The sequence below is a fragment of the Shewanella sp. FDAARGOS_354 genome (assembly GCF_002209245.2).
Lineage (GTDB): Bacteria > Pseudomonadota > Gammaproteobacteria > Enterobacterales > Shewanellaceae > Shewanella > Shewanella xiamenensis.
Window position 1 is genome coordinate 860,814 of record NZ_CP022089.2, and the last position, 12,377, is coordinate 873,190.

General features: G+C 44.4%; 10 protein-coding genes, 2 tRNA genes and 1 pseudogene. 9 read left to right on the forward strand and 4 right to left on the reverse strand.

From position 1 onward, the window contains the following. Positions 1-8 precede the first annotated feature (8 nt). Together CEQ32_RS03960 and CEQ32_RS03965 are read left to right on the forward strand one after the other, a co-directional pair. On the forward strand, positions 9-503 hold the full coding sequence (locus tag CEQ32_RS03960; protein ID WP_037419152.1) for a putative 4-hydroxy-4-methyl-2-oxoglutarate aldolase: 495 nt from the start codon (positions 9-11) through the stop codon (positions 501-503). A 38-nt stretch (positions 504-541) separates the two neighbouring features. Then, positions 542-2,362, forward strand: coding sequence for an AsmA family protein (locus CEQ32_RS03965; RefSeq protein WP_088585538.1), 1,821 nt, complete (start codon positions 542-544; stop codon positions 2,360-2,362). A 219-nt stretch (positions 2,363-2,581) separates the two neighbouring features. On the opposite strand, the gene CEQ32_RS03970 is transcribed toward CEQ32_RS03965, so the two are convergent. Together CEQ32_RS03970 and gloB are read right to left on the reverse strand one after the other, a co-directional pair. Further along, on the reverse strand, positions 2,582-4,129 hold the full coding sequence (locus CEQ32_RS03970; RefSeq protein WP_037419149.1) for a LysM peptidoglycan-binding domain-containing protein: 1,548 nt from the start codon (positions 4,127-4,129) through the stop codon (positions 2,582-2,584). Between the two features lie 251 nt (positions 4,130-4,380). Further along, positions 4,381-5,184, reverse strand: a complete 804-nt coding sequence (gene gloB, locus CEQ32_RS03975; protein WP_088585539.1) for a hydroxyacylglutathione hydrolase — start codon at positions 5,182-5,184, stop codon at positions 4,381-4,383. 160 nt (positions 5,185-5,344) lie between these two features. Here gloB and CEQ32_RS03980 point away from each other — a divergent pair, with 160 nt between their 5' ends. Next, the gene (locus CEQ32_RS03980) at positions 5,345-6,079 is read left to right on the forward strand and encodes a methyltransferase domain-containing protein (RefSeq protein ID WP_037419144.1); all 735 of its coding nucleotides are present in this window, start codon (positions 5,345-5,347) and stop codon (positions 6,077-6,079) included. A 23-nt stretch (positions 6,080-6,102) separates the two neighbouring features. Further along, positions 6,103-7,002 (forward strand): LysR substrate-binding domain-containing protein, encoded by a 900-nt coding sequence (locus CEQ32_RS03985; RefSeq protein WP_055647910.1) that lies wholly within the window; start codon positions 6,103-6,105, stop codon positions 7,000-7,002. 23 nt (positions 7,003-7,025) lie between these two features. Here CEQ32_RS03985 and rnhA read toward each other — a convergent pair whose 3' ends face one another. Continuing rightward, entirely contained in the window at positions 7,026-7,502 is a 477-nt protein-coding gene (gene rnhA / locus CEQ32_RS03990) for a ribonuclease HI (protein ID WP_088585540.1), read from the reverse strand. 70 nt (positions 7,503-7,572) lie between these two features. Here rnhA and dnaQ point away from each other — a divergent pair, with 70 nt between their 5' ends. From dnaQ to CEQ32_RS04010, 4 genes are all read left to right on the forward strand, one after another. Then, a complete protein-coding gene (dnaQ, locus tag CEQ32_RS03995; protein WP_037419134.1) occupies positions 7,573-8,301 on the forward strand; it encodes a DNA polymerase III subunit epsilon in 729 nt (242 codons plus the stop codon). Positions 8,302-8,311: 10 nt separating this feature from the next. Then, positions 8,312-9,778, forward strand: a complete 1,467-nt coding sequence (locus tag CEQ32_RS04000; RefSeq protein WP_088585541.1) for a TIGR03503 family protein — start codon at positions 8,312-8,314, stop codon at positions 9,776-9,778. Positions 9,779-9,942: 164 nt separating this feature from the next. Next, positions 9,943-10,019 (forward strand) — tRNA-Asp (locus CEQ32_RS04005). Positions 10,020-10,076: 57 nt separating this feature from the next. Continuing rightward, positions 10,077-10,153 (forward strand) — tRNA-Asp (locus CEQ32_RS04010). A 290-nt stretch (positions 10,154-10,443) separates the two neighbouring features. On the opposite strand, the pseudogene CEQ32_RS04015 reads toward CEQ32_RS04010, so the two are convergent. Continuing rightward, positions 10,444-11,238: pseudogene (locus tag CEQ32_RS04015) on the reverse strand (IS982 family transposase); the annotation flags it as partial. A 61-nt stretch (positions 11,239-11,299) separates the two neighbouring features. On the opposite strand from CEQ32_RS04015, the gene CEQ32_RS04020 reads away from it, so the two are divergent. After that, a protein-coding gene (locus CEQ32_RS04020) for an IS630-like element ISSpu8 family transposase (RefSeq protein WP_088585529.1) occupies positions 11,300-12,326 on the forward strand; the annotation gives its coding sequence in 2 pieces (ribosomal slippage) (positions 11,300-11,749 and positions 11,751-12,326; 1,026 coding nt in all). Positions 12,327-12,377 lie beyond the last annotated feature (51 nt).

Sequence of the window (12,377 nt, forward strand, 5' to 3'; positions counted from 1 at the left end):
AGATTGAAATGCTTGATCTATTACCCGATTTGTTTGATCACTATCCATCCAAACTCACTTTGTTGCCGCTAGCGTTTCGTGCTTATGGTGGTAAGAAGTTGTTTTGGGGTGAAGTTGTGACGGTCAAATGTTTTGAAGATAACTCCAAAGTGAAAGAAGTTTTAGCACAGCCAGGTCAAGGGAAAGTGCTTGTTGTTGATGGTGGAGGCTCATCCCGTCGTGCACTGCTGGGAGATTTAATCGCCCAAAGCGCCATGGATAATGGTTGGCAAGGCGTGATTATCAATGGTTATGTTCGGGATGTTGCTAGACTGAATACTTTTAATTTAGGGGTTTATGCCTTAGGCGCGATGCCCATCAAGACTGATAAGAAAGATCAAGGGCAAGTCAATGTGCCTATCGAGTTTGGCAGTGTTACAGTCAAACCCGGTATGATGGTTTATGTTGATGAGAATGGCATTGCCATCAGTGAGGAGTGTTTAAATTTCGCATTTTTAAGTTAAGTTTTTAAATTCAAGATGTTATTGATAAGGATGTTTTCATGAAATTCATTAAGTGGTTTTTAGCCATTCTGGCGACCTTAATTGTCGCTGTCGCCTTATATCTTACTGTTTTCTTTGACCCTAATGATTTTAAACCCGAAATTGTCAACGCTATTAAAAAACAAACTGGGCGCGAGTTAGTAATAACCGATGACTTGTCATGGACATTTTTTCCGACCATAGGGATTAATTTAGGCGGTGTTTCCCTATCTAACCCTGAGGGATTTACCCCAAAATCGATGCTTGAAGTTAATAAAGCCGTAGCTGAGGTTGAGCTTATACCACTGTTTAGCAAGCAAATTGAAATCGCTCAGCTCACTCTTGATGGCGCAAAAATCAATTTGGTCACCCGTAAAAATGGTAGCTCAAGCCTAGATGGCTTAACGGGCAAGAGCACTGAGCTATCTGCTACCCCATCTGAACCAAGTGCTAAAGCACAATTAGCCAGTATCGATGTAGGTGGTATTTCTATTACGAATACGCAAATCAATTTAATTGATGAAGCTAAAGGGCAAACCCAAACCTTAACCTTAAAACAGTTCACTTTGGGGGCATTTTCACTCGATAAATTTGCGCCGATGGCCTACGAATTTGCCGCGACCTTGCCGGATATGACAGTGAGCAGCAAAGGCGAAGGGCAAATCAAGTTAAGTCATGATTTTAATCAGCTGGTGATTGAGAAGCTGGATATTGAGACTCAAGTTGAAGGAGAGGGGATCCCTAATAAAAAATTGACCGCCGAGATTAGTCTAAACAGCCAAATTGCATTAGATAAAAAGCAGTTATCGGCGGACATCAGTAAATTAACGGCAATGGATATCAATGCAGCGGGTAAGTTGACCGTCAGTTACGGGAGCAAAGTGCCGAAAATTAGTGCGGATTTCCAATTTGGGGATATTGACCTCGATGCTTTGCTACCCAAATCTGACACTTCAGAAGAACAAACCGCAGCTGCGTCTTCACAGACTCAGGCTGTTGAACCCGATTTAACGGCGCTTAATGGTTTGGATGCGAAGCTAATATTGGCGGTTAAATCGATCAAAGTCGCGAATTTGTCTACGCAAAATTGGTTAATGGATTTAGGCATTAAAAATAGTGAGGTTGATCTTAAGCAGCTAAGTGCAGATCTCTACCAAGGTAAGTTAATGCTCAATGCTCAGGTTGATGCGAGATCAAAAGTGGCAAGTTACCAATTTGATAAGCAAATATCAGGTGTTCAAATTCAACCATTACTTAAGGATGCGGCCAAGCTTGATATTCTGGCGGGAACGGCAAATTTTAGTGTAAAAGGAAAAGGTAAGAGTTTGATTCCTGAACAATTAAAGAAAAACCTCCTCGCAAATGGTCGTTTTGATATCACCGATGGTGCCCTTTACGGTGTCAATATCCCGCAGATGATCCGTAGTGCTCAGGCTAAATTAAAGGGGGATTTGTCTGCGGACACGAAAGAGGAGCGTAAAACCGACTTCTCGAGCCTAACCGGTAACTTCTCCCTTGATCATGGTGTAGCGACAAACCCTGATCTCGCTATGTCTTCACCTTTGCTTAGGCTTGCGGGTAAGGGCAGCGCGGATCTCTTGACGCAAACTCTGGATTATCGGTTAACGACCAGTTTAGTCAATTCCCTTAAAGGTCAAGGTGGCAGTGAGAAAGATACGCTGGCAGGAATTGATATCCCTCTCGCGATTACGGGTACTTTCCAAAAGCCGGAATATGCCTTAGATACTCAAGCGTTATTAAATAATCAGTTGAAGGAAGAGACTGATAAAGCGAAAGAAAAATTAAAGGATTCGCTACTTAAAAAGTTGGGCGGCTTGTAGGTATGCAAGTTTTGCGTGCTCGGTCATCTCCTACGTCAACAGTCGATGTGTGAGCGTAACCGGCAACGTTCTGCTCGAAAGATAACGGCGTATTGAGCCAATAAAAAAGCAGTAACCCAGAGGTTACTGCTTTTTTATGTTGATCTTTATTTTAGATTCAAGACGATTTTATTAACAAATTAAACATAAGGTATTTAGAGTGATTCACACTTAAATGCTTTATGTATTTAAATTGCTTTCATCTACAACCAGTTTCAACACTTGACCGGGTTGAATATATTGTGATGCGGTTAAGCCGTTCCATTCGCGAAGTTCAGGAACAGTCACCTTAAACTTGTTTGCAATTCGTGCGAGTGAATCACCAGCCTTAACTTTGTAGCTGACGGTTCGGATCTGCTCGTTATCGTGTTTTTCTTGTGGTGCAACAATCGTCAATTGCTGACCACTTTGTAATTTGCTGTCTTTGCTTAAATGGTTCCAAGTCATTAACTGTTTGACGCTAACATTATGTGCTTGGGCAATTTGCCACAAACTATCACCGGATTTTACTTTATAGGTCAACTTGTTACCCGAGGCGGCAACAGCGGCTTTTTTAGGTAATTTCTGACTGGTTGATAGGGCATACAGTTGTTTGTCATCAGCAGAGACTGGGATAATTAGCGGTCTTCCAGCAATGATATTGTTGTTTTTCATACCATTAGCAGCACGGATCGCATTGATGCTTGTATGATGTTTTTCTGCAATAGATCCTAAACTATCTCCAGGCTTAATCGTATATCTAAGCCAGCTTACACGGGCCTCACTTTCTGTTTCTGCAAGTGCTTTTTTGAACTCTTCAGATTTATCAATGGGTAATACTAAAGTGTGTGGGCCCATTGGTGAGGTTGCCCAGCGATTGTAACCTGGATTGAGCTTTAATAGCTCATTGGTGGTCATATTGGCGAGACCTGCTGCCATGGCTAAGTCAATTTGACTGTCTATATCAACCACTTCGATTGAAGGGCTGTTATCAATGGGTGCCAGAGTTATGCCATATTCATCGGCATGTTTAATCACTTCAGCGAGCGCCAATAACTGTGGCACATAACGTTTGGTTTCTTTTGGGAGATCGAGCGACCAAAAATCGGTTTTAAGACCTTTATCTTCGTTGCGTTTAATCGCATTGAGTACGCGTGACTCTCCTGAGTTGTAGGCCGCAATTGCATAAAGCCAATTATTATTGGTTTTATCGTACAAATATTCGAGCATATCTAGGGCTGCTGTCGTGGATGCAGGCACATCGCGACGGCCGTCATACCACCAGTTCATTTCTAACCCAAAGTGGCTCGCCATCGGGGTGGTAAATTGCCAAAGCCCTGAGGCAGCACTGGCCGAAGAAGCACTGGGGTCGAAAGCGCTTTCAATAATCGGAAGCAGGGCTATCTCGATTGGTAGATGGCGTTTTTCAAGCTCTTCGACGATCAAATACATGTAAGGCGCTGCACGCTCAGAAATCAATTCAAGGTGTTTAGGGTTGTTAATGTACCAATCGCGATAATAGTTAACGAGTTTCTTGTCTGGAATAGGTAACTGCATTCCTTGACGAATTCGTTCCCATACATCAGTAATTTGCGCCGATTCAGGTTCGGTTGCGAGATAATACTGTGGGACGGTATTTTCGGTCGTGACGGTTTCAGCTTCAGGTTTGGGCACCTGAGGGTTGTCTAACGTCTGACAACCTGTGAGTAGGGCAAATCCCCCTACTACAACATAAAGTGATACTCTCATGGAAAACGATAGTCCTCTGTTAGTGCATTGCCACTGCACTCTTCGTACAACGTAAATTATCTAACGAATTGATTATGTGAAAAAAAGTGGCAACACAGAGCGCAAAGTATTCACGCAAAAACGAGCCATTCTATGGGATCTTTTCGAGCTTGTCCCTAAATTATCGTACATCTTGTAGGGTCACTTTTGATTTACGTCATCAAAAGTGGAAAAATCTGTATAAATTTCAGCCATAAATGGATCATTTTTTACTAAAAAATATCTTTCCACTGCCGAAGTAGGGTAAAACAGCTTAGTTCATCAGCTTTAGTCAGATCTTGGTCACAAAACTTACTTTTTATGCTGTTGACTATGGTAGGCGCTAACGGACGAAGGAAGGGATTGATTGCCCGCTCTAACCCTATGGTGGAGGGGATGGTGGCTTTGTTTTGGGCACGCATTGTGGTGGCTTGCTCTACATACTTGTTGAGTGCAGCGTTATCTGCATCTACCTCTTGGGCGAATTTAAGATTCGCAAGAGTATATTCATGGGCGCAGTACACTCGAGTCTCATCGGGTAACGCCGCGAGCAAACTTAAGGATTGCCACATTTGTGCAGGGGTGCCCTCAAATAAACGACCGCAGCCTGCACTAAAGAGTGTATCACCACAAAATAGTGCACCATCAAGTAGATACGCTATATGACCAGCAGTATGCCCAGGTACAGACAAAATGTGTATGGGCGCATCGATAAAGGGCAAAGTAAGTGTATTGATCTGTGTAGGGTCGATTGGCTGATTGATGCCTTGAATAGCTTCACGTTCCGGACCGTAGACAGCCAGGATCTGGTCTGTTGTCTGCTTAACATGGGCGGCGAGGGCGGTTATTCCACCTGTATGATCATGATGATGATGAGTGATCAAAATACCCGCTAACGTAAGTTGATGTTTACGTAAGTAGTCGAGCACAACATGTGGATCGCCAGGATCAACCACATACACCGTTTGCAGGGAGTCTTGTCGCAACACCCAGATATAATTGTCATTAAAGGCATTAATCGCTGTTATAGTGAGCATAGCACCGCCGATAGCTGTATTTTGATTTCAAGATGAGGTTATTATCCACAGGTGGATATCAGTTGGCGACTATTGTGATTTTTAAATCACCTAATGATGGATGTTCAATGAAGGTCTTAACTCGGTAAAAGTAATAAGATAACGGAAAGGGAGGTGAGTTGTGTCGTATAACAGTTCTGTGCGTAAACCTGAGCAATGGGAAGATTTACCCAATGGCGACGCACTCCAGCAAGCTGTTACCGATAAACTCACTGATTGGTGGCCAAGGGTGTTTGGCTATCATTTGTTGAAGTTGGGCCCCTTAAGTGCACAGCTTTCCAGTATGGCATCCCCTGTTGCTCATCATTTTTCACTATGCTCAGCACCAACAGCCTCGTTAATGGGGGATTTTTGTCATTTGCCGATACAAAATGGGGTGATTGATGCTGTGGTGATGAGCCTGCTACTAGAGTTTGAGGCTGATCCTTACCGTATTTTACGGGAAACCGACAGAGTGCTGATCGCCGGTGGTTATTTATTTATTGTGGGCTTTAACCCCTTAAGCTCAGTGTTTCTTGGCAAGCTGTGGCCGAAATATCAAGATGATCTACCTTGGTGCGGACGCTTTTTTATGCCATCTAGGGTGCGAGATTGGTTAGGGCTACTTGGTTATCAAGTGGTGAGTGATGAGCGTTTGGTTTACCATCCCCTGATCGGCGAATTGAATCGTGGTCGTTTTTTACAGCAAACCTTAGCTTCATGGCTTCCCAGTGCGGGGAGTTTGTATTTGATTGTGGCTCGAAAATTAGAATCACCATTAACCCCAATCCGTGACAAACGTAAAGTTCGACAACCCAATTGGGCCACTGCGCCAAGTGCCGGACGCACTGGGCATTTATCCGAACATATAAAATAACATCATCGATTAATGAGTCCGATATGCGAATTACCCTAAGGCAACTTGCAGTTTTTGAAGCCGTCGCACGCAGTGGTCAGGTGGCAAAAGCGGCTGAACAAGTTAATCTATCGCCGCCTGCGACCTCTATGGCCTTAGCCGAACTGGAAAAACAGCTCAATGCTCGGTTATTTGAAAGAATTGGCAATCGTCTGCAACTGAATTCGCAAGGTAACCTCTTGTTGCCGTTGGCCACCGATCTTTTACATCGTGTTGAACAAATTGAGCAGGCATTTACTCGTCAAGATGGTGATTTGGTTGGACACTTAAGTGTGAGTGCAAGCTCAACGATTGGTAATTATTTACTGGCGAAAGCGGCAGTCGCATTTTGCCAGCAACATATCCAAACCCATGTAGACGTGGCGATCACCAATACCCAAGAAGTGATTCAATCCGTTGCACAATTTCGTGCCGAAATGGGGTTTATTGAAGGGCATTGTACTGATAACCGTCTTCATATCGAGCCGTGGCACAAGGATCGATTATTGGTGTTTTGCCATCCCGCTCATCCATTAGCAGGGCAAACGGTTAAGCCTATGGCCGTAAAAGGCCAATCTTGGGTGCTGCGTGAAGAAGGATCGGGAACTCGGGAATATTTTGTTAATGCGGCCAATGAACTGGGTATGCAACCGGAGGCTAAGTTCTGCTTTACCACGCCAGATGCCATCAAGTTGGCGGTAAAACAAGGTGCTGGTTTGGGGGTTTTGTCAGAACTTGCGTTGGATAAAGACATTAGTCGAAAAGAATTGGCTCTAGTCACCATTGAAGGATTAGTGCTAGAGCGGCAGTTTTACCGCATAACTCATAAGAGTCGCCAAGCAACGTCGTTAGGGCTGGCCTTTGTGCAGTTTTGCAGTAATTTTTTCCATTTATCACGAGAATAATGGTGTTCTAGCAGCGATAAGTGTTAGGACTCCGCCTGATAACCTGCATCAATTTGCGTAGGATTTGCCTCTGCGGCGGCGCGAGCAAGTTGATCACAGCGTTCATTTTCCGCGTGTCCGGCATGGCCTTTTACCCAGCGCCAATCAATTTGGTGGAGTTGAGCGGCGTTATCTAAACGTTTCCAAAGATCGACATTTTTCACCGGCGTTCTATTAGATGTCATCCAGCCTTTATTCTTCCAACCGTGGATCCAAGTGGTGATCCCTTGGCGCATATATTGGCTATCGCTGGTGAGAATGATTTTACAGGGTTCTTTTAGGGCCTCAAGCGCAACGATTGGGGCTAATAATTCCATGCGATTATTGGTTGTCAGGGCAAAACCATCGGATATCTCCTTTGTATGGCCCTTATAATTCATTACAATGCCATAGCCACCGGGGCCCGGATTGCCTAAGCAAGAACCATCGGTGAAGATGTGGATTAGTTTTAGTTCAGTCATCAAGTGGTTACCAGCGGCGTAAATATCGGCCGAGTATAACCAAAAAAAGTCATAAGAAGCGCATAAAAGTATGAATATTATCTCAAACGCAAGCCGTCAGGTTATTTTGGATACTGAAACCACTGGTATGAACCAGGGGAGTGGTGCGGTGTATTTAGGACACCGAATTATTGAGATAGGCTGTGTTGAGGTCATCAACCGCCGTTTAACGGGGCGTTATTACCATCAATATATCAATCCTGGCCAAGCGATTGATCCAGAAGCGATTGCTGTTCACGGGATCACCGATGAGCGTGTTGCAAATGAGCCAAGGTTTCATCAAATAGCGCAAGAGTTTATCGATTTTATCAGTGGCGCAGAAATTGTAGCCCATAACGCAAACTTCGACGTGAGCTTTATGGACCATGAGTTTTCCTTACTGCAACCGTTAGGACCAAAGACTCGCGACATTTGTGATATTTTAGACTCCCTCGATATCGCTAAGTTTTTGCATCCTGGGCAAAAAAACAACTTAGACGCTCTCTGCAAACGTTATGGCATCGACAATTCCCGCCGTCATTACCACGGCGCATTACTCGACGCCGAAATTCTTGCCGATGTGTATTTGTCGATGACGGGAGGTCAGACTAAGTTCAATCTCTCTAACGAAGAAGTTGGTCAAGAGGCGGGAGGCATTCAACGCTTTGATCCCGCATCACTTAATCTTAAAGTGATCAGCGCATCGGCCGATGAACTCGTTATACATGAACAACGCCTTGATTTAGTCGCAAAATCAGGAAAGTGCCTCTGGAGAGGATAATTTTTAGCCTATGACGATGTTGCTGCGAAAATATCTAGTCAATACCACGTTAATACTCGGCTACCTTAGCTTGAGCACGTCATTGCTTGCGGCTGATACGGAACCAGTGACCGCTAAGCCAACAAAGCCGACTACCGATATGGCAGCTAAGGTTCAAAATACTGCTGAGCCAAGTGCTGAGGTTAAGGTAAACAGTGCTGAGAGTAAGGTAAACACGTCCAAGCCCTCGAATATGAAAGTCGTGCCCGTAGATACGGCTTCTGAGCTTAAAAATCGTTTTCGGGTGGATCATATGGTCAGCAGTATGACACTCATGATCCAGCGAGAATATGGTTCGGCCCCCGTGGTGATTGTCTTGCCCGATGGCAGTAAGTGGTACGCCAATCGTCATCCAGAAACCGTTAAATGGGTTGATGGTATGACCGGAGATATTATTTATATCGAATCACCCCAGCCAGGTCCTTGGCAATTAGTGGGGAAGGTGGTGCCGGGCTCGAAAATTAAACGGGTTTCAAAGCTTGAGATTGAAGTTCAACGATTACCTCAGCCATTATTCCAAGGCGAACAAACCAAAGTGATTGCCCAATTAATGGGAGATGCAGAGCGCGTTCGCATGCCTGGGATGGACTATTTAGTCGAGTGGACCGCTCACTTTGTCAGTAAGCATCGGACGGGCGATGAAAACTTTGCCGCAGGTGACATTATCGTTGGTTCCTACAAAGATAATGGTGAAAAGTTCGATGAAAGACCTGATGACGGCATATTTACAGGCGATATCAATCTTAAGCAGCCATGGGGTGAGTACGACTTTGTCGTTCAAGCGCGTAACAACGTATTTGAAAGGCAAGTCTCATTTCCTTTTAGCTTATCTCCACGACCCGTAAATGCAGAGGTGATAACTCCTGAAGATCCTTTAACGGGTCAATGGAAAATCATGCTACATGCCGATAGTAGCGTATTACAGCTAGCTGAAACCCATTTTTCATTTGAGCTTGTTGGACCTGCTGGTTTGCAACTTCCCCTCGTAGTTCATGGGCTTAAGGAGAGCGACACTGAACTGCCGATACCGCCTGTGACCGAGTTTGGCAGTTACCGAATAAAAGGCTCTGCTGCGACAACGACAGTCACTGGCCGTGAAATAGTACTCGATTTACCTGAACTGTTCTTCAACCTAGTGCAACCGCCCGAGCCACCACCTAGCGAAGAAGAGCTCGCAGCTGTGGCCGCGCAAAAGGCTGCAGAGGAAGAGGCACTCGCTAAGCAGGAAGCGATCTTCTGGATTATCACCGTCAATGTGGTGTTAGTGCTACTGGGGGTGGTTGGGCTGATTATTTGGCGTAAGCGTCAAAGTTTGGCACAAGCACTAGCCGCGGCCGAACAGCGGATTTTAGATGAAGCGGAACAAAATAAAGCTGATGTCCCATCCCTTGATGAAATAGATTTAACTATGCCAGATGAACCTGATAATCGTAGATAAAAGTGAAGGAAAGGGTGAGATTTACATCGGGATTTGCAGATATTTTGTTCACTTATCATGGGGTTTTGTTAAGTTTGGCGAAATTTTAACTAATCGATGCAATTGAGTGAAAAAAACGGTTGACGCTTCGAACGCTCAACCGTATTATTCACCGCAACTTGAGTGGAGCGGTAGTTCAGTTGGTTAGAATACCGGCCTGTCACGCCGGGGGTCGCGGGTTCGAGTCCCGTCCGCTCCGCCAGTCAAGTTATTAAAAGTTAAAATTATAGTGCTTTGATAGCGGTATAATAAAAAGTTTGGAGCGGTAGTTCAGTTGGTTAGAATACCGGCCTGTCACGCCGGGGGTCGCGGGTTCGAGTCCCGTCCGCTCCGCCAAATATGAAAAAGCCTCATCATTTGATGAGGCTTTTTCATTTGCGATATCAGTAAACCACTAGTGTCTACCGTCTAAAGAATGTTGATATTTTAAGATTCAATTTTGTTTGAGCAAGTGCTGCTCGCGAAGCGAGTAAATATGGGTCGTTATTTTACTCAAATTACCAGCGTCTCTAATCACTGAAAGTAAAGAGAAAAGTCTTGCCAGAATGAACTCTTCGGGCAGTATTTGGCTGATATTTCTGCTGAGTTATTTTAGTATTATGTAGCTTAACTAACCTCAGATCTGGTTAAGCCAGCACTAAATTAGAGCTATCTAACAGTTCAAGCTCCTGAGCTGTTAGATTTAACGATGGCTTTTCTTCTTTTAAACAATATGCAATCAATCCACCAAGTAGATTGAGCATGAACCCATGCTCGCTGCGGTGTCTTGAGTGTTCAATATAGGAAATGTTCTTCAATTGGTCATTCACTGTTTCAATGATGAATCGCTTTTTTAAGATTGCTCTATCCCATAGAGAAATAAACTTTTTCTTCATGTTCTTACGAACTGTGGTGATTAACTCAACGCCCTTTTCCAAAAGCTCACCTGTTAGGGCTTGGCTAATATAGCCTTTATCACCATAAAGCTTACCAAAAAGAGACTCAGCCATTTCACTGACAGGTTGCCTGTCATCGACATTACCTTTCGTCAGTTTTAACGCTACAATTTCACCCAAGTGATTGATAATAAGATGCAGTTTAAATCCAAACGACCAGCCCATAGTTCCCTTTCCATGTTCGGCAATGCCTTCAAAAACCTTATTTCGCTTCGCTCGAATAATATGACAGACTTCAATTTTAGTGGAGTCGACAAACTGAATTCCCGTTGGCTTTCCAAGCTTTGAAGTCAGATAGCTACACATAGGGACAACGACGCTAGGCATTAATGCAAGGAAACGAGTGTAGCTCAACAACTCTGGAAAATAGGGTTTTAGCTGGCGACAAACATAGTGCAGATAATAATTTTTGAAATCTCGGTAATGTGATTGATGGAAATGAATGATAATGGTCATCACTTCTGCGGGAGAAAGGCGACAAGGTCTATTATACCAATTATATTAATTATGTGATCTAATTGGTCATCAGTTTTTAATCATACAAAATATGAATAATCCCCACATCGCAGCCTTAGTAAAATCGGAGAAAAGTGCACGCAAACGTATGCGCTATCTTGCCTTACTCCATTTCACTGAAGGTCATTCTCGTACCGCCATCGCAAGCATGCTTAAGGTCAGTAGAACCAGTGTCAATCGCTGGGTCACCGCCTATTTAACCCATGGGCTGACTGGCCTTGACGATGCGCCCAATCCGGGCCGTCCTGCGACACTGTCCATCGCACAACAAGCTAAGCTTAAAGCGTTCGTACAGCACAGAAGTCTATCTGAACAAGGTGGCAGGTTGATGGCCAAGGATGTCGGCCTATTTATTCAGTCTGAATTTGGTGTGACGTTCAAGCAAGCAAATATCTACCGCTTGCTGCATCAACTTGGCTTCTCATGGATTACCACTCGCTCTCGCCACCCGAAACAATCTGAGGCTATACAAGAGGCTTTTAAAAAACTTCCGGATGGCAACGATCCTTAACACACCTGGGCACGTTGCACTCGATCGCATTGACGTTTGGTTTCAAGATGAAGCCCGCTTTGGCCAACAGAATACCACCACCCGTATTTGGGCTGAGAAAGGGACCCGTCCACGGGCCGTCAAGCAGCAACAATTTGAATCAGCGTATCTATATGGCGCCGTGTGTCCGGCAACGGGGGCGACACAAGCGATTATTGCCCCGCATGCCAATAGCGAATATATGAACGAGCATTTAAAACTGATTTCAGCCGCCACCGCATTTGGGCGCCATGCGCTGGTCATCATGGACGGCGCAGGCTGGCATCAACAGGATTTGGCCGATGACTTTGATAATCTGACGCTTCTCAAGTTGCCACCTTATTCACCGGAGTTGAATCCAATAGAGCAGGTATGGCAATGGCTGCGTCAAAATGTGTTGGCCAATCGTTGTTTTAGTGGTTATGACGATATTGTCGAACAGTGCTCTATCGCATGGAATACCTTCATTGAGAAGAAAGCAAGAGTGATAGAATTGTGTACTAGACCATGGACAATTTTGACCAGTTAGTTAATGGAATTGGTATTACGCTTCATTTCACCATTATCAAGCAATAAGCGT